Annotated in this window: 16 protein-coding genes; 15 read left to right on the plus strand and 1 reads right to left on the minus strand. The window is 62.2% G+C overall.

What is annotated here, in order from left to right; translation table 11 throughout:
- Positions 1-71 precede the first annotated feature (71 nt).
- A complete protein-coding gene (locus PMX70_RS05315) occupies positions 72-920 on the plus strand; it encodes a hypothetical protein (RefSeq protein WP_117736236.1) in 849 nt (282 codons plus the stop codon).
- A 203-nt stretch (positions 921-1,123) separates the two neighbouring features.
- On the opposite strand, the gene pyk is transcribed toward PMX70_RS05315, so the two are convergent.
- Complete coding sequence (gene pyk, locus PMX70_RS05320) at positions 1,124-2,584, minus strand: pyruvate kinase (protein WP_117637393.1); 1,461 nt, start codon at positions 2,582-2,584, stop codon at positions 1,124-1,126.
- A 442-nt stretch (positions 2,585-3,026) separates the two neighbouring features.
- On the opposite strand from pyk, the gene PMX70_RS05325 reads away from it, so the two are divergent.
- The 14 genes from PMX70_RS05325 to PMX70_RS05390 all read left to right on the plus strand — a co-directional run bounded on the left by PMX70_RS05325 (position 3,027) and on the right by PMX70_RS05390 (position 17,119).
- On the plus strand, positions 3,027-5,708 hold the full coding sequence (locus tag PMX70_RS05325) for a cation-translocating P-type ATPase (RefSeq protein ID WP_117773233.1): 2,682 nt from the start codon (positions 3,027-3,029) through the stop codon (positions 5,706-5,708).
- A gap of 383 nt (positions 5,709-6,091) precedes the next feature.
- Complete coding sequence (gene rsgA, locus PMX70_RS05330) at positions 6,092-7,276, plus strand: ribosome small subunit-dependent GTPase A (RefSeq protein WP_416378134.1); 1,185 nt, start codon at positions 6,092-6,094, stop codon at positions 7,274-7,276.
- 252 nt (positions 7,277-7,528) lie between these two features.
- A complete protein-coding gene (gene cpaB / locus PMX70_RS05335; RefSeq protein WP_231500753.1) occupies positions 7,529-8,188 on the plus strand; it encodes a Flp pilus assembly protein CpaB in 660 nt (219 codons plus the stop codon).
- On the plus strand, positions 8,188-9,837 hold the full coding sequence (locus tag PMX70_RS05340; protein ID WP_117839816.1) for a nucleotide-binding protein: 1,650 nt from the start codon (positions 8,188-8,190) through the stop codon (positions 9,835-9,837). Before cpaB ends, PMX70_RS05340 begins: the two co-directional genes overlap by 1 nt.
- On the plus strand, positions 9,834-11,162 hold the full coding sequence (locus PMX70_RS05345) for a CpaF family protein (RefSeq protein ID WP_117839815.1): 1,329 nt from the start codon (positions 9,834-9,836) through the stop codon (positions 11,160-11,162). Before PMX70_RS05340 ends, PMX70_RS05345 begins: the two co-directional genes overlap by 4 nt.
- On the plus strand, positions 11,135-12,061 hold the full coding sequence (locus tag PMX70_RS05350; protein WP_117563706.1) for a type II secretion system F family protein: 927 nt from the start codon (positions 11,135-11,137) through the stop codon (positions 12,059-12,061). Before PMX70_RS05345 ends, PMX70_RS05350 begins: the two co-directional genes overlap by 28 nt.
- On the plus strand, positions 12,058-12,699 hold the full coding sequence (locus PMX70_RS05355; protein ID WP_117759583.1) for a type II secretion system F family protein: 642 nt from the start codon (positions 12,058-12,060) through the stop codon (positions 12,697-12,699). The genes PMX70_RS05350 and PMX70_RS05355 overlap by 4 nt, the downstream gene beginning before the upstream one ends.
- A gap of 10 nt (positions 12,700-12,709) precedes the next feature.
- Positions 12,710-12,943 (plus strand): hypothetical protein, encoded by a 234-nt coding sequence (locus PMX70_RS05360; protein WP_117583818.1) that lies wholly within the window; start codon positions 12,710-12,712, stop codon positions 12,941-12,943.
- The gene (locus tag PMX70_RS05365; RefSeq protein WP_271743111.1) at positions 12,907-13,470 is read left to right on the plus strand and encodes a hypothetical protein; all 564 of its coding nucleotides are present in this window, start codon (positions 12,907-12,909) and stop codon (positions 13,468-13,470) included. Before PMX70_RS05360 ends, PMX70_RS05365 begins: the two co-directional genes overlap by 37 nt.
- Position 13,471: 1 nt before the next feature.
- Entirely contained in the window at positions 13,472-13,690 is a 219-nt protein-coding gene (locus tag PMX70_RS05370; protein ID WP_117563704.1) for a hypothetical protein, read from the plus strand.
- Positions 13,626-14,162 carry a TadE/TadG family type IV pilus assembly protein gene (locus tag PMX70_RS05375; protein ID WP_117839813.1) on the plus strand — a complete coding sequence of 179 codons (537 nt, stop codon included), beginning with the start codon at positions 13,626-13,628 and terminating at the stop codon, positions 14,160-14,162. Before PMX70_RS05370 ends, PMX70_RS05375 begins: the two co-directional genes overlap by 65 nt.
- Before the next feature lie 64 nt (positions 14,163-14,226).
- Positions 14,227-16,287 (plus strand): hypothetical protein, encoded by a 2,061-nt coding sequence (locus PMX70_RS05380; RefSeq protein WP_117839812.1) that lies wholly within the window; start codon positions 14,227-14,229, stop codon positions 16,285-16,287.
- Positions 16,287-16,763 carry a hypothetical protein gene (locus tag PMX70_RS05385; protein ID WP_117773223.1) on the plus strand — a complete coding sequence of 159 codons (477 nt, stop codon included), beginning with the start codon at positions 16,287-16,289 and terminating at the stop codon, positions 16,761-16,763. Before PMX70_RS05380 ends, PMX70_RS05385 begins: the two co-directional genes overlap by 1 nt.
- On the plus strand, positions 16,760-17,119 hold the full coding sequence (locus PMX70_RS05390; RefSeq protein WP_231500755.1) for a DUF192 domain-containing protein: 360 nt from the start codon (positions 16,760-16,762) through the stop codon (positions 17,117-17,119). The genes PMX70_RS05385 and PMX70_RS05390 overlap by 4 nt, the downstream gene beginning before the upstream one ends.
- The last annotated feature ends 40 nt before the right edge of the window (positions 17,120-17,159 follow it).

Genomic DNA, 17,159 nt, shown 5'->3' on the forward strand with positions numbered 1-17,159 from the left:
GTAGGGTATGTATGGCCGCCTGTGCGACTCTGCCGTGATGGTATAGTTAACCAGGTTTTATGGGGGTGGCTATGCCAAGTTGGAACATTCATATCGCTCAAACGGAGCGCTTGCTGGCACGTGCTAGCGTGCTTGCCGATAGCGTGCGCGACCGCAATGCCTTTTTGTTTGGCTGCGTGGTTCCGGATATCTTCGTGGGCTATATGGTCCCTGGCATCGCCGATCCCATTCCGTATCGCATTACGCACTTTGCAAAGCCCGAGCCTATCCCTAAGCCGCGCGAGCACGAGTTCTGGGATACCTATGTGGCGCCGCTGCTTAAAGGCGCACCCGCGGGCGAACCTGCTGAGGCTACCTCGATTGTCGAGGAGCGCGAGCGACTGAACCGCGTGCACTATCCTCAGCGCTACAGGGATGCCGAGCCGGTTGTCGGTCCCGGCGCCTGTGAGTTCTCGCTTGCGTCCGAAGATGTGGCGCAGTCGCTGCTCGATTTAACGCTGGGCGTCTGGTCGCATCTGGTGGCCGACACGGTATGGAACACGCGTGTGAACCAGTATCTGGAAGCACACGGCGGCAAGCCGTGCGAGGAATTCCGCATTAAAAAGCAGGGCGATTTTGACTGGTTTGGCAAGACGCTGGGCATCGTTTCCATTCCGCGTGCGACCGATCGCCTCTATACCGCTGCGACGCGTTTTGGGCAGTATCCCATCCATAAAGAATATGTGCTCAAGACTATCGGCGTCATGCACGAGATTGTACGCGAAAACCCCGGCGAGCCCGATCATCCGCCGTATCGCCTGCTAACCGAGGAGTTTTTCGATGCAACGTTTACCGAGGTCATCGAGCTGACCGAGGCGGGATTTGCGGCTCGCGTTGCTGCTTCTGACGTTCCCGCAGTCCCCCTGATCGCTAGCTGCTAGCCGGCCGGCTTAACGGTGAACAGTTCATTCCAATTGACCAATAGCTCCCGCCGCAGGGCATCTTCGGTGGTGCGCTCGGCATCGGAGAGGCTTGCGACTGAACGCAAATCGATGAAGCTGCATATGAAGAAGGTCTTAAAAAAGGGCCCGGAAGGCAATGCCTTCCGGGCCCTTTGCAATGCAAACATGCTTGCAAGTACGACTTAACGCACCTGAGCGACGTAAGCGACGTTGGTCGAGGAGACCTTGTCCTCGAGCTGGACGCTCATGCGGGGATCGCCGGCGGTAGCGACGGTCAAATCGCCAGCCTCGACGTAGCCGAGCTCCTTAGCGGTCTCGATCGCCTTGACGATCGTGCCGTTGACGGTGCCCTGGGTAATCTCGGCCTGGTGCGGGATAACGCCCCAGTACATGATCATCTGCTGGACGGCCCACTCGTGGCGGGAGAACGCGCAGATCGGCATGTTGGGGCGGAAGTGCGAGATCAGGCGAGCGGTACGACCGGTGGTCGTCGGCACGGTGATGCACTTGGCGCCAACGGTGGTGGCCATGTTCACAGCGGACATACCCACAACGTTGTTGACGACGCGGGTGCCGTGAGCGTCGGCCGGAACCTCGAGCGGAGCGTGGGCCGGGAGGTACTTCTCGGTCTCGAGAGCAATGCTGGCCTGCATCTTAACGGCCTCGACCGGGTACTTACCGGCAGCGGACTCGCCGGACAGCATAACGGCGTCGGTGCCGTCGTAGATGGCGTTAGCAACGTCGGCAACCTCGGCGCGCGTCGGGCGCGGGTTCTGCTGCATGGAGTCGAGCATCTGCGTAGCGGTGATAACGGGCTTGTAGGCCGCGTTGCACTTGGCGATGATCTCCTTCTGGATGTGCGGAACGAGCTCGGGCTTGATCTCGATACCCAGGTCGCCACGGGCGACCATGATGCCGTCGGAAGCCTCGAGGATCTCGTCGAAGTTCTCGACGCCCAGGGCGCACTCGATCTTCGGGAAGATCGTCACGTGCTCGCCACCGTTCTCGCGGCAAAGCTTGCGGATGCCGCGGACGGACTCGCCGTCACGGATGAAGGAAGCGGCGATGTAGTCGATGTTCTCGGTCAGGCCAAAGAGGATGTCCTGACGATCGCGCTCGGTGATGGCGGGCAGCGAAATGTTGACGTTGGGCATGTTGACGCCCTTGCGCTCGCCAATCAGGCCGTCGTTCTTAACGACGCAGGTCATGTCCTGGCCGCTGACGGACTCGACCTCGAGGGCAACCAGGCCGTCATCGATCAGGATGAGGGAGCCCTTCTCGACCTCGGAAGGCAGAGCCAGGTAGTCGAGGGAGATGTGCTCAGCGGTGCCGTGGAAATCCTCGGACGTGGGCTGAGCGGTGACGACGATCTTATCGCCGGTCTTGACGGCAACCTTCTTGCCGTCGACCAGAAGGCCGGTGCGGACCTCGGGGCCCTTGGTGTCGAGCAGGATGCCGACAGGCAGACCGAGCTCCTTGGAAATACGGCGGACGCGCTCGATGCGACCGTGGTGCTCGTCGTAGGAGCCGTGCGAGAAGTTAAAACGGGCGACGTTCATGCCCGCCTTGATCATCTCGCGGATGGTCTCGTCGCTATCGCAGGCGGGACCCATGGTGCATACAATCTTAGTGCGCTTGTACATTCAGACCTCCATCTGACATCGTCTTGCGCTGATAGATAAACCATAAGAAATAAAACCGAGATGATTATAACGAAATGCCGACCGAATACCCCAAAAAATCGACCGTATGCCGAAATGGAAGTTCATTTTTTGCGGGAAAAACGGTATATGAAAAATCTTTACCAACCACTCCAACCGCTGCTATCTGGGAGATATGTCAGTTTGGCGATGTGCCGAAGAAAAAACGTTTTACCAATGTTGAGCATCACACGGTCTGCACCGTTGCGTGCGGACCATATTTCCAAACCGATTGTTTTGGCTAGACGCGTCGCTTTGGGGTACCATAGCTCCACTATCAACTGCCGCTCAGCACGGCAGCCTTGATGAGCCCTTGCCCTTCTCCTGGGAATTATGATCGGGCATCAATCTGCTGAGTGGCCCGAATCCCAGGAGGGGACTCTATATGCAAAAGGAATACCTGTCCGCCGCGGCGGAGGTGCTCAGCGACCAAGGTGTCGATGAGAACCTCGGCCTGAGCAACGACGAGGCGTCTTCGCGCCTCGCCAAGACAGGCCCTAACAAGCTCGAGGAAGCCGAGAAGACACCGCTGTGGAAGCGTTTCTTTGAGCAGATGGCCGACCCCATGGTCATCATGCTGATCGTTGCCGCCGTCATCAGTGCGCTCACGGGCATGGTCAAGGGCGAGCCCGACTTTGCCGATGTTGCCATCATCATGTTCGTCGTTATCGTCAACTCGGTGCTGGGCGTGGTCCAGGAAGCCAAGAGCGAGGAGGCCCTCGAGGCCCTGCAGGAGATGAGTGCGGCGCAGTCCAAGGTGCTGCGCGACGGCAAGCTCGTGCACCTGCCGAGCGCCGAGCTCGTGCCCGGCGACGTGATCATGCTCGAGGCGGGCGACTCCGTCCCGGCCGACTGCCGCGTGCTCGAGAGCGCCACGATGAAGATCGAAGAGGCCGCGCTCACCGGCGAGTCCGTGCCCGTAGAGAAGCACGCCAACGTGATCGAGCTCGCTGCGGGCACCGATGACGTGCCGCTCGGCGACCGTAAGAACATGTGCTATATGGGCTCCACCGTCGTGTACGGCCGTGGTCGCGCCGTCGTGGTCGGCACCGGCATGAACACCGAGATGGGCAAGATCGCCGGCGCCCTGGCCGAGGCCAAGGAAGAGCTCACGCCGTTGCAAGTGAAGCTCGCCGAGCTCAGCCGCATCCTTACCATTATGGTTATCGTCATCTGCGTCGTCATCTTTGGCGTTGATATCATCCGCCACGGCGTGGGCAACGTTCTTACCGACCCGACCGCCCTGCTCGATACCTTTATGGTCGCCGTCTCGCTCGCCGTCGCTGCCATCCCCGAGGGCCTGGTCGCCGTCGTGACCATCGTGCTATCGCTTGGCGTGACCAAGATGGCTAAGCGCCAGGCAATCATCCGCAAGCTCTCTGCCGTCGAGACTCTCGGCTGCACGCAGACCATCTGCTCCGACAAGACCGGTACCCTTACCCAAAACAAGATGACCGTCGTCAAGCACGAGCTCGCTGCGCCCAAGGAGAAGTTCCTGGCCGGCATGGCGCTGTGCTCCGATGCTCAGTGGGACGAGGAGCTGGGCGAGGCCGTGGGCGAGCCGACTGAGTGCGCGCTCGTCAACGACGCCGGCAAGGCGGGCCTCACTGGCCTGACTGCCGAGCATCCGCGCGTGGGCGAGGCCCCGTTTGACTCGGGCCGCAAGATGATGTCCGTGGTCGTCGAGACCCTGGATGGCGAGTACGAGCAGTACACCAAGGGTGCGCCCGACGTGGTGATCGGCCTGTGCACCCATATCTACGAGGGCGATAAGGTCGTCCCCCTGACCGAGGAGCGCCGCGCCGAGCTCGTGGCGGCCAACAAGGCCATGGCCGACGAGGCCCTGCGCGTACTGGCGCTGGCAAGCCGCACCTACACCGAGGTTCCCGACGACTGCAGCCCCGCTGCGCTCGAGCATGACCTGGTCTTCTGTGGCCTGTCCGGCATGATCGACCCGGTCCGTCCCGAGGTGGCCGACGCTATCCACGAGGCGCACGACGCCGGTATCCGCACCGTCATGATCACGGGCGACCACATCGACACCGCCGTGGCCATCGCCAAGCAGCTGGGCATCGTCGCCGATCGCAGCCAGGCCATCACCGGTGCCGACCTCGATCGCATGAGCGACGAGGAACTCGACGCGCACATCGAGGACTACGGCGTGTACGCCCGCGTCCAGCCCGAGCACAAGACACGCATCGTCGAGGCTTGGAAGTCGCGCGACCAGATCGTGGCCATGACGGGCGATGGCGTCAACGACGCCCCGTCCATCAAGCGCGCCGACATTGGCGTTGGTATGGGCATCACCGGTACCGACGTCACCAAGAACGTCGCCGACATGGTACTTGCCGATGACAACTTCGCTACCATCATCGGCGCCTGCGAAGAGGGTCGTCGCATCTACGACAACATCCGCAAGGTCATCCAGTTCCTGCTTTCGGCCAACCTTGCCGAGGTGTTCTCGGTGTTTATCGCCACGCTCATCGGCTTTACCATCTTCCAGCCGGTGCAGCTGCTGTGGGTGAACCTGGTCACCGACTGCTTCCCCGCGCTTGCGCTGGGCATGGAGGATGCCGAGGGCGACATCATGAAGCGCAAGCCGCGCAACGCCAAGGACGGTGTCTTTGCCGGACATATGGGTCTGGACTGCGTGGTCCAGGGCCTAATCATCACCGCGCTGGTGCTGGCGAGCTTCTTTGTGGGCGTGTACTTTGACATGGGCTACATCCACATCGCCGATATGATCGCCGGCAATGCCGACGAGGAAGGCGTGATGATGGCGTTCATCACGCTCAACATGGTCGAGATTTTCCACTGCTTCAATATGCGCAGCCGTCGTGCGTCGCTGTTCACCATGAAGAAGCAGAACAAGTGGCTGTGGGCTTCCGCCGCGCTGGCACTGGTGCTGACGGTGATCGTGACCGTGCAGCCGACGCTTGCCGAGATGTTCTTTGGCCCCGTGACGCTTGAGCTCAAGGGCGTTGTCGCTGCCCTGGGCCTGGCCTTCCTGATCATCCCGCTGATGGAGATCTACAAGGCGATCATGCGCGCGGTCGAGAAGGAGTAAGTTAACCTGTCCGGGCCCGCCCCTGCGTGTTTTCTTCTTCGCTGGTCCTCGCGCTTCGCGCTGCGGGATCGCTCAGAAGAAAACACTCCCAGGGTGGGCCCTACGGTATCCTTACTGGCTTTTCTCCCGCGCGGATGAAAAAGGGCTGAGGGAAAGAAGGTGAGCGGCCGAGCAATTGCTCGGCCGCTCGTTTTGAATAAAGGATGTGCCCTTTGGAAACCCCTCTCGGCGGGCGGGCCCTGCGGTGACGTTGCTGACTTTTCTCCCGTGTGGATGATAAAGGCTGAGGGAAAGTGTGTGAGTCGGTCGAGCATTTGCTCGACCGACTCTTTTTTGTGGGAAAATACCTGCTCAGTTGTGATTTTTGGTGCTGGGAGGCGTTTGTGGCTAAGGCTAAGGCTAAGGCGAAGAAAAAGACGACGGGGGCGCGGGCTAAGCGCGATCGTCGTCGGAAGCTCGCGACCGAGGCTCCCGCACCTGCTGAGGAGCTGCTGGCAAGCGTGCCGGGGCTCGACGCGCTGCAGGATGTTCCGGCGTTTGATGACCTGCCGGTCGATGAAGCCCAGCAGGCTGCCTTTGATGATTTCTGCGCACATGCCGAGGAGCCCGAGCAGATGCAGCTTGGCGCCGTGGTGCGCTTGGATCGCGGGTTTCCACTGGTGGCGACTGCCGATGACACGTTTCGTGCCGAGCATGCTGTGGGGTTTGCCAAGTCACGCGGCGAGGACGAGGTCCTGCTGCCTGCCGTGGGCGATCGTGTGGCGGTGCGCCGCGCTCCCGGGCACGATATGGGCGTGATTGAGTGCGTGCTGCCGCGCCGTACGAGCTTTGAGCGTTGGCGCGGCCGTGCCCGCGGGGAGCGTCAGGTGCTCTGCTCCAACGTGGATAGCGTGCTAATCGTGCAGGCGCTCGGTGCCGGCGAGGTGCTGCTCGACCGCGTGGCGCGCTCGCTGGTGTTGGCGCTCGACTGCGATGCCGAACCGGTGGTGGTACTCACCAAAGCTGACCGCTGCGATGCCGAGGAACTCGAGCGCGATCTGGACCGCGTGCGCCGCCTGGTGGGTCCGGACGTGCGCGTGATCGTGACGTCCTCTGCCGAGGGCCGCGGCCTGGACGAGGTCCGTGCCTGCGTGCCCGCCGGGAGCTGCGCCATGATTCTGGGCGAGTCGGGTGCCGGCAAGTCGACGCTGCTCAATGCGCTGCTGGGCCACGATACGTTGGCGACCGGCGGTGTGCGCGAACGCGACGATCAGGGCCGTCACACTACCGTCGCGCGCGTGATGGTGGCACTGCCGGGCGACGCCGGCGTGATCGCCGATGCCCCGGGCCTGCGTAGCCTGCCGCTCGTGGGTCACGAGCGGGGTCTGGCGCGCGCTTTCCCCGAGATTGTCGAGGCATCGCGCGCGTGCCGGTTTGGCGATTGCACGCATGTCCATGAGCCGGGCTGCGCCGTTCGCGAGGCCGAGGACGCCGGGCAGATCGATAGCCTGCGTCTGGAAACGTTCCAAAACCTGGCGTCATCCATGCGCGTGAGTGCTCAAATGCTCGATCCCGATGTCCATCTGTAATTGATTTTTCCTATGACAGCCGTCTCCCAACTGTTCGGGAGACGGCTTTTTTGCTGTGGAAAAGCCTCGAAACATGCAGTTTGCTGACGTGCTGACCAAAACCTTGCCACGAGCTTGACGGGCTGGTCAGCTTTTGGTCAGCGATTGGTTTGACATCGAAAACCAAGATTGCGATTGCGCCGCTTTGCACTCTGACCGCCCAGACAATGGTGGTACGGGCATTCGCCCGGCACTGCCATGAGAGGAGCGGCCGTGAACAAGAGCAAGCGCATCGCCATCAGTCTGGTCGCGGGCGTGCTCGCTGCTCTGCTCTGCATGGTTTACGGCTCGTCGATCCGCTCGCAAGCCGAACAGGTCCAGGCTGAGACCTTGGCCAAGTACGGTGGCGATCGCGTCGAAGTTTGCGTCGCGGCGCGCGATATCGATGTGGGCGAGACCCTCGATGAGACCAATGTCATAACCCAGGAATGGCTGACGAGCCTGCTGCCGCGTGACGCAGCGACCGAGCTGCGCCAGGTGCGCGGCGACGTGACGACTTCGCGTATTCCCAAAAACGCCGTGATCTGCAATGTCTACACCAAGGCCGAGAGCCGCAAGCTCGAGGTGCCTAAGGGCAAGGTCGCCGTTTCGGTGGCGGTCGATGCCGAGCACTCGGTCGGCGGTGCTACGGGCGTGGGCAGCTACGTGGATGTGTATGTGCAAAAAGACGGCGTGACCGATCGGCTGTGCGGCGCGTACGTGATCGATACCAGTGAGGATTCCGGTGCCACGCGCGAGGGCAAGATCGAATGGGTGACGCTGGCGGCTGACCCCGAAGACGTCAAGGAACTGCTGGGAGCCTCGGGCAAGGGAACGGTCAGCTTGACGATTCCCGCCACGGCGCGCGGCAAAAAGAGCGGAGGCGACGAGTGATGAAGGCGATCTGGCTTGCGTGCTGCGCGTGCGGCGATTACGGGCTGTTGCAGCGGGAAGTCGAGGGCCGTGATGCGGGTGCACAGGTGCTTCGCGTGGGTGACCTGGACGGGCTGGTTTCCATGGCGCGGGCGTTTCCGTCGCGCCGCGGGGCTGCCATCATCGCGGCGTCTCTGTTTGATACCGAAGATGTGCGCAAGACTGTTGCGCGCCTGACGGCCGAAGGCCGCGTGAGTCGCGTGGTCGTGTTGATAGAAGCGCTCGATCCGTCGGATATCGAGGGGCTGTTTCGCGCGGGGGCGACCGAGGTTATCGCTGCACACAGTATATGCGGCAACGGGCGCGCGGGCGAGGGAGCGGTTGATTCCGATCGGCGCATGACGATTGAGCCCGATGCTTTTGTTGATAGGGAACCCGGGGCGCCTCGCGCTACAAGAGGCCCGCGTGTTGATGATTATGGAAAAGCGGAAGCCGAGCATGGTCGGCGCCCCCGGAACCCCCTTGTATACGATGACGCTGGAGGGCCGGCGCAGCATGCTGGCGACTCCCCGGCAGTAGATATGGGATACGTGCACGGCGTGAATCTGGCGGATGAACTCGACGAAGTTGAGGGCCTTGCCGGGTGCGGCGAGTTGTCGCTGATGCAGCATGAGCAGATTGCGCAGAACGAGCCTGCCTCGCAGACCGAACAAGCAGCCATGCCGGCTTGGACGCAGCACGTGGTTGCGGCGGGGGAGACGGGGACGCTGTCACCGACGCCCGCCCCGCCGCCTCCGATGCCGCCGGCAGACGCTACCGCTCCGCCGCATCGAGCTCCAGTCATCTGCGCTATTTCGGGTTCGGGCGGTTGCGGCAAGTCGACGATCGTTGCCGCCATGGCACACACATCGTCGCTGTTGGGCTTGCGTGCCGCCGTGCTCGACCTGGACCTGATGTTTGGAAACCTTTACGACTTGTTAGGCGTCGATGCTCCGCGCGATATGGCGGCACTTATCGAGCCATCGGCGGCGGGCGCGCTCACCGAGCCGGATATCGTAGCCACATCGATGCGCGTGGCGCCGGGCGTTACGCTCTGGGGTCCCGTCGCGGCGCCCGAGCAAGCCGAGCTCATGGCACGTCCGGTGGAGCTACTGCTTGATGTCCTGCGTCGCGAATCCGACGTGGTCTTTATCGATACCTCGGTCTTTTGGGGCGACGCCGTGGCGGCTGCGGTGGCGGCGAGCGACCGTTGCCTGGTCGTTGGCGATGCGGCGGTGTCGTCCGCGGCATCGGCGTCGCGCGTCATTGAACTGGCAAGTCGAGTAGGTGTGCCGCGCACGCGTATGAGCGCCGTGTTCAACCGGTTCGGTGCGCGCGGGGCAGACGAGGACGTCGCTATGCGCTTTGAGATTGCCTGTGCGTTGAGCTCCAAGATTCGTATCGCCGATGGCGGGCAGGATCTCGCCGCGCTCATGGCGTTTGGGCGTGCTGACGAGGCAGTGGGGCAGACCAGCGCTTTTGCGACCAGCGTGCGCGAGGCCACGCGCGAGATGCTCGTGGAACTGGGGTGCGCCGTCGGCCCTTGGAGCGATATGGTCGCCGACCGTGCAATGCGCACCGAACGCCCGCGTATCCGCCTTCCCTGGTCGCACGAGGGTGATCAGCGATGAGCCTGCAAACGAGGATTAAGGCTGCCGGCGCTGCGGCGGCGGCAGCGCCTGTAGATGCGGGGCGTCGCCGCGCCGTGAAACGACGCACCAAGCGCGCCGTGATGGACCGCATGGGTTACGACGAAGTGGCGCGTATCAGCGCCTATATCGACCCGGCACTTGCCCGCTCGGAATTGCGTCCTGCGGTGGAGGCGGCGCTCAATGTTGAGGAGCCGACCGATCTCGCGACGCCCGAGCGCGAGGCCATCATCGACGAGATTTTGGATGACGTGGTGGGCTTGGGGCCGTTGCAGCCGCTCATCGAGGACGACACCGTTACCGAGATCATGATCAACGGCTGCCGCTCGGCTTTCTTTGAACGCGGCGGCGTCTTGTACCCCATCGAGCATGCGTTTGAGGATGATGAGCAGATCCGTGTGCTTATCGACCGCATTATCTCGCCACTTGGCCGCCGTATCGACGAGCGCAGCCCCATCGTCAACGCCCGCCTTAAAACGGGCTATCGCGTCAACGCGGTGATTCCGCCTGTGGCGATTGACGGACCGATTCTCACCATCCGAAAGTTCTCGGACCGTATCTGCTCGCTGGACGAGCTCGTGGGGTTGGGATCGCTGCCGCTTTGGTATGCGCAGCTGCTGTCGTGTGCGGTGTCGCTGCGACAGGACTTGGCGGTTGCGGGAGGCACGGGATCTGGTAAGACCACCCTGCTCAACGCGTTGTCATGTGAGATTTCCACCGGCGAGCGCATCGTGACGATCGAGGACTCTGCCGAGCTCAAGTTTGCGCATCATCCGCACGTGGTGCGCCTAGAGGCGCGCGAGGCTTCAATTGAGGGCGAGGGCGCGGTGACGATCCGCGACCTGGTGACTAATGCCCTGCGCATGCGCCCCGACCGCATCGTGGTGGGCGAGGTGCGCGGTGCCGAGTGCTGCGACATGTTGCAGGCCATGAACACGGGCCACGACGGGTCGCTCACCACGCTTCATGCGGGTTCAGAACAGGAGACCGTGGTGCGTCTGACGTTGCTTGCACGTTATGGCATCGATCTGCCGAGCGAGCTCATCGAGGAGCAGATTGCCATGGCACTCGACGGTATCGTGATGTCCGAGCGCCACGCCGATGGCAGGCGCTTCGTCTCCTCGTATTCGGGGGTGCGACGCGCCGCATCGGGCGGCGTAGAGCTCGAGCGCTATGTGACGTTCGATGCCGCCGAGCGCACCTGGACGCTTGACCGCGAGCCGCCGTTTATCGCAGAAGGCTTGCGGTCGGGGACGCTCACACAAGAGGAGGTGGACGAATGGAGATCACTGTGCCCCTCGTCGTAGGGGGCTTGGCAGGGCTTTCTGTCGCGACGGCGTGCGGGGCGGAACCTCGTGTGCCGCAGGTACCGCCGGCGGAGCTGGCACGTCAGGCGCTCGAGACGGTGGCAGAGAAGCTGCCGCGTGAGCTGGTGGAAAACGATCTGCTGAAAAAGATCGCCCGTTCGTGGGCATCGCTGGCTCCGGCGCATCGCCTTGGCCTCGTGATCGAAGATGCTTCGGGACGTTTGGCGTTTCTGCTGCTATCGAGCGGTGTCTGCTGCGTTTTACTAACGATGGTGTCGTTATCGCCCCTCGGATTTGCCTTGGGACTTGTTGCTCCGTTTGCCGTCGGTGCCGCCCGGGATGGCTTTGAGAGCCGGCGCGAGCAACACGATGCAGAAGAGGCGATGCCCGAGGCGTTTACCGCACTTTCCATGTCGCTTGCCTCGGGACATTCGCTGGCCCAGGGCATGCGCTTTGTGGGCGCTCATGCGCAAGAGCCAGTGCATACCGAGTTTTTGCGGGTGGCGGCGGCGATCGATTGCGGCATCTCGGCGACCGACGCGCTCGATGACTTGCTCGTACGTATCGACGCCCCCGGTCTTTCGCTTGTGACCTTGGCGCTTAAGGTGTCTCAGCGCACCGGCGCTCCGCTTGCCGACTTACTGTCCGAGGCGTCGAGCATGGTGGGGGAGCGCATTGAGCTCAAGCGCCGCCTGGATGTTAAGACGTCGCAGGCTCGCATGTCTGCGCATATGGTCGCGGCGATGCCGGCGGGCATGTGCGCGGTGTTGGCGCTGCTTTCGGCAGATTTTCGTCGCGGTCTTGCGACGCCTGCCGGCGCGGGCGCTGTGGTGCTGGGTCTTGCCCTCAACGCCGTTGCCCTGGTGGTTATCCGGCGCATTATGCGGGTGGAGCTATGAGCGCCTCGGTTGCAGTTGCGGCTTGCCTGTGCGCCCTGAGTGTATTTGTCGCGACGGGTTTTGATCGGGCGGATGCACGCAAGATCGCAGGGGCCTGCAAGCGCGAGGCGGTGCTGGTCGCTGCCGCGGGTCGCTCGGTGGTCGATGCTCTGACCGCGCGAGTGAAGGGCGCGGTTGGAGCGGGCGGCCCGGCGCGAGTGTCGCTCGGCGAAGTGTCCGAGATGATCGATGTTGTGCGCTTGGGTCTTTCGGCCGGTCTTTCGTTTGATGCGGCGCTTGAGATTTTCTGCGCCAACCGCCGGTCAGTGCTGGCTCTTCGCCTTGAGCGCGCCTGCATGGCGTGGCAGGTGGGCGTGGGCACGCGTGAGGACGAGTTGTTGGCCGCCGCGCGCGACCTGGACGTGCGAGCGCTCGAGACCTTTGCCATCACGGTGGGGCAGGCGCTCGCCCTGGGTGCCCCACTTGCCGAGACGCTGGCCGCTCAAAGTCGCGAGATCCGTGCGGCTCATCGCGCCGCGGTCGAGCGCGAGATCGAGCGTGCGCCCGTCAAGCTGTTGATTCCCACCGGCACGCTCATCTTGCCGGCGTTGCTTCTGTCCATATTGGGCCCGCTGCTGGGAGCAGGCGGGATGATGTAGGGAGGAATACATGAACACGATGGTCGAAGTTGCTGACAAGGCTTGGAGCTGGGCTTTTTGCCGGGCGATTCACACTCGCCAGCATGCCAAGGAGCTGTTGCAGGAGGAGAGCGCGCAGGGTACCACCGAGTACGCCATTTTAGTGGGCGTACTTGTGGTGATCGCGATTATTGCCATCGTTGCATTTAAAGGCAAGGTTAAAGAGCTATGGGATGCGATCAGCGAGGGCATCAACAGCCTGTAGAGGGCGAGCGCCCCATCGGGGTGCTGCTGGTGTTTGCTTGCCTGACCGTGGCGATAGCGGCGGTGCTTTGGGGGCTTAACGCCGCGCGGCAGCAGCGTCCTGGGACCGCCTCCGATTTGGGCTCAGATTCGGCGGTGGCGTCTCAAAAAGATGAGATGCGAGATGCGGACGATTCGGATGTCGCTGTCACGGCGCAAACCTTTCTGCGGACGCTCGACAAGCGGTCTGGCACTGCGACGGATTCGCCTGAGGGCAACGCGATTGCGGTCCGGCTTGCATGGTCCGAGGACCGACCGATGACCGAAGCGGCGGCGGATATGCTGCGTGCCTATCGCGAGGTACCCACGGCGCAACTTGCTCTGAGCGGCTATCTCGACATCAAGGGAAACGTGTGGGGCGCCATCGTGCGCGACGGACGCGGCTGGGTCGATATGGTGACAATTGCCGCGGATGCTGGCGATGCTTCGTGTCGTCTGCGCGCCGTGCGCCTGAGCCCGCAGGCAACGGACTCAAAGGAGGGATCGTGAAATGCATGATGTCCTGCGTGAGGAATCTGCCCAGGCGACGGTCGAATACGCCATCGTCACGGTGGCGCTGTTATCGATCGTGCTGGCGATCGCGGGACTTTGGCGTGCCGGCACCGATGGGCGCTTGGCGGCGCTGGTTGAGCGGGCGGCATCTCATGGCGTTGCCTCGACGTCGGTTATCGACGCCGCTGCGGCCGCTAAGGACATCGCGTTGTATTGATGCCGCGCGCGAGGACCGGGCGCAGTCTACGGTCGAGGCCGCTTTTTTGCTGCCGACGTTTCTGACACTCATCCTTCTCGCGCTGCAACCGGTGTGCCTGCTCTATACGCGCGCGGTCATGGAGTCTGCCGCCGCCGAGACCGCGCGGCTCATGACCACGACGACGGCGGAGGACGACGATCTTAAGGAGTTCGCCCGCCGCCGACTTGCCGCAGTGCCCAACGTTTCGATCTTTCATGCCGGCGGGCCGTTGTCGTGGGATATCGAGCTTGGCCGGGCCGGTGCGGGTGGCGTCTCGTCCGTGTCCGTTTCCGGCGAGGTCAAGCCGTTGCCTGTGATCGGTGCGTTTGCGCAGGCTATGGGTGGTACCGCCGAGGGCGGCTACGTTGAGCTCAAGGTCGATGTCTCGTATCAATCGCGTCCCGAATGGCTGGAGGGAGATTATGATTCGTGGATTGCTGCATGGGATTAAGCGTTTCTGGTCTAGACGCGTTTTGACGCACCGTCCGAGCTGCCATCGCAAGCGAGGCGGCTTTATGGGTCGAGCCGGTGTCGATCTGTTTATCGAAGACGGCGCCTATACCACGCTTTCTTCTGCCGTGGTCATCCTAGTGGTGCTCACATTGTTGTTTTCGTCGACCGCGGCGATATGGAGCATGTCGCGTGCCGGGGATACCCAGGTGGCGGCTGATAGTGGCGCGCTGGCGGGTGCCAACGTAGTGTCGTCCTATCACACGGCTGCAACGGTGGTTGATGCGAGCATCTTGAGTCTGGGGCTGGCGGGGTTTGCCACGATCGGGACGGGCCTGGTCGCCATCCTCATCCCGGGTGCCGAGCCGGTTGCCGGCAATATGGTCGACACCGGGATCGAGATCATTAAAACGCGCAACAAGTTTGCCAAAAGCGCATCGGAAGGCTTACAGAAAATCGAGACGGCCCTGCCGTATCTGATCGCCGCGCGTGCCACGCAGGCGGTGTCGGCGCAGGATACCGATAGTGTGACCTATACCGGTACGGCGCTTGCCGTGCCCAGGACATCCGAGTCTGACTTCGCTGCGCTCAAAGGGTCAGAGATCTCGACCGATACCATTAAAGACACATCAGATGATTTAGAGGGTGCGGCCGAGGAGCTGCGGAAGGCTTCTGAGGACACGGCGAAGGCTAAAGAGCGTGCTTGGCTGGCGGATTGTGGTGGGTCTGACAAGGGCTCGGTCGGCAGCTGTTCTTGCATGTGGGAGCGTGCGAAAAGCCTAACGGATCTCTCCGGTGTTCAAAATCCGCATTACTCATCGAGCGTTACGTGGGAGCCCCAAGTTGCCCTTGATCGCGCGAAGGACTACTACCATTGGCGTCTGACAAATGAGAAGCCCCACGGCTCGAGTGTCGAGATGAAGGCAGAGTCTGCGGCGCGTAAGGCGTTTTATACCTATGCGAGCGCGGAGGTCGATCGGGCACATATAACCGAGAACGGAGACAGGGTTTCCTCCTATATTCCGCTGCTGCCGCGCAACTCTGATGAGGTTCGGGCGACGGAGCTCTATACCGATGCGGTGTGGCCGACGAGCGTGAACGATGACAAGGCGTATCTGCATTACGGGACGACCTGCCCTAACTATAAGAAAGGGACGCCGAGCGGATTTGCTTCGGTTGCCGATTACGATGGACAGGATAAATGCAGCAAATGCCATTTTGGCGTTTCGTCGCTTGGTGCTGTTGCGGCGCCTTCAACCTCTATCGAAAACGGCTTCGAGTATCACTTTGACAAGTTTAAAGACGCCCTGGAAGGCTACGTCGAATGCCGCAACAAAGAGCTCGAGCTCGAACGTCAGACCGAAGACGAGACCGACCGTGCGAGCAATGCGTTTGACCAGGCCATCAAAGCGCTTTCGGGCGAGCGTCCGCGTATCGCTCCTCCCGGTCGCAACGGCGTGGTTGCCTTTGCGGTTTCGGGTGCCATCTCGAGCCCCGATGAGCTCAACTCTTCGTTTAACACGGCAGTCAGGCTTGGCGATCGCGGTGCCATCTCTGCCGCGGTGCTGGCGCCCGATGAGGCGACGGCGCAAAACAACGTGCTTTCGCGATTTTTCTCGACATTGAAGGAACGCTCGGGTGGCGTTGCCGGCGTACTCGATGGCGTCATGGATGTCTGGGGACGGCTGCTTGTGGGATACGGAGACATCCAAGGTTCGGCCGACGAACTTATGGACGAGATGATTAAAGGCCTAGGAGGGGGCAGCGGCGCGTTGGGCTCCATCGCATCGTGGCTCGGCGATACCGTTTCGGCGTCCGTGGCGGCGTTGGATCTGGAGCCGTGCGACTTGCGCCTGCGAAAGCCGGTGCTGACTGATTCCGCCAACGTCATTAAGAGCCCGGGGTCTGACATTGCCGGTCTCTCTCAAGCGCAAGACAAGCTGCGAAGTATTCCGTTGGGCGTGACCGATCCCAAGGCGCTTTGCGAAGCGCTGGAATATCAAGTCGAGCGCACCATCAGCGGCACGACGTTCACGCTTGCGGAGATTCCGCTGCCCGGCGGCGGTTCCATCCCACTTACCGTCGATGTCACCACACTGGCGGGTGCCCTGGGCGGTGGGTCGTAATGGGCATCCGCACGCGCCTGTGCGAGGAGTGCGCCCAGGCGACGGTCGAGATGGCCGTGGTCACGCCCGTCCTGCTGGTTCTGGCGCTTATCGTGTACAACGTCATGGTCTTTGCCGGTGCGGTCGCACGCTTCGATCGCGTGGTGCCCGATATCGTGCTAGCACATGCCGTGGCGCCGAGCGGGGAGGGCGATGGCAGCTCCATCGATGCTTCCGCGACCGTTCAGGCTCAGATCCAACATGCCATGGAAGGCTATGACTTGCTGATCGAGGTCTCGAGCGAACAGGGTGCGACGACATCGGATGGCGGTTTGCTTTCGCTTTCCGGCACGTTTAGGACCTACACCTGCACCATGCACTATGAGCCGTGGCCGACTTCTCTCAGCATCGCTGGCGTTCCGCTGGGGGCGCCGACAACGTTGTCGCACGAGCGCGCGGTGACGGTCGATCCATGGCGCCCGGGGGTGGTCATGTGACCGCGGTCTCGTCCTACATCGCCTACGCGCGGGCACTCAATAGGCTGGGTTGGACGCCGGCGGAGTTTGTGGTGGCGGAGTCGTTTGTCGTGCGCCTGCGCGGCATGCTGGGACGGCATCCGGTTGCCGCCAACGGCTTGCCGCTCGTCATGGCGTTTCCACGCTGCTCTTCGGTCCATACGTGTTTTATGGCCTATCCCATCGATATCGCCTTTATCGATGCACGTGGCTATGTCCTCGTATGCTACGAAAACGTACGTCCCTGGCGTATGTGCTCCTGCCCCGGCGCCTGGGCCGTACTAGAGCGTCCTTCAATCATTGTTTCGACCCCTGCTCTCCAACGCGTGCCGGCTTAAGAATTGGCGACAGCGGACTTTCGTCATACGAAATTGGGTA

Source organism: Collinsella aerofaciens (assembly GCF_028206795.1).
Lineage (GTDB): Bacteria > Actinomycetota > Coriobacteriia > Coriobacteriales > Coriobacteriaceae > Collinsella > Collinsella aerofaciens_AX.

Bases quoted from the DNA above. Each gene is read 5' to 3' on its own strand.
- PMX70_RS05375 (WP_117839813.1), top strand. From the start codon at position 13,626: ATGGCGTTGCCTCGACGTCGGTTATCGACGCCGCTGCGGCCGCTAAGG.
- PMX70_RS05355 (WP_117759583.1), top strand. From the start codon at position 12,058: ATGAGCGCCTCGGTTGCAGTTGCGGCTTGCCTGTGCGCCCTGAGTGTA.
- PMX70_RS05365 (WP_271743111.1), top strand. From the start codon at position 12,907: ATGGGATGCGATCAGCGAGGGCATCAACAGCCTGTAGAGGGCGAGCGC.
- PMX70_RS05380 (WP_117839812.1), top strand. From the start codon at position 14,227: ATGGGTCGAGCCGGTGTCGATCTGTTTATCGAAGACGGCGCCTATACC.
- PMX70_RS05385 (WP_117773223.1), top strand. From the start codon at position 16,287: ATGGGCATCCGCACGCGCCTGTGCGAGGAGTGCGCCCAGGCGACGGTC.
- PMX70_RS05350 (WP_117563706.1), top strand. From the start codon at position 11,135: ATGGAGATCACTGTGCCCCTCGTCGTAGGGGGCTTGGCAGGGCTTTCT.
- PMX70_RS05370 (WP_117563704.1), top strand. From the start codon at position 13,472: ATGCATGATGTCCTGCGTGAGGAATCTGCCCAGGCGACGGTCGAATAC.
- PMX70_RS05360 (WP_117583818.1), top strand. From the start codon at position 12,710: ATGAACACGATGGTCGAAGTTGCTGACAAGGCTTGGAGCTGGGCTTTT.
- pyk (WP_117637393.1), bottom strand. From the start codon at position 2,584: ATGTACAAGCGCACTAAGATTGTATGCACCATGGGTCCCGCCTGCGAT.
- PMX70_RS05345 (WP_117839815.1), top strand. From the start codon at position 9,834: ATGAGCCTGCAAACGAGGATTAAGGCTGCCGGCGCTGCGGCGGCGGCA.
- PMX70_RS05340 (WP_117839816.1), top strand. From the start codon at position 8,188: ATGAAGGCGATCTGGCTTGCGTGCTGCGCGTGCGGCGATTACGGGCTG.
- PMX70_RS05325 (WP_117773233.1), top strand. From the start codon at position 3,027: ATGCAAAAGGAATACCTGTCCGCCGCGGCGGAGGTGCTCAGCGACCAA.
- PMX70_RS05315 (WP_117736236.1), top strand. From the start codon at position 72: ATGCCAAGTTGGAACATTCATATCGCTCAAACGGAGCGCTTGCTGGCA.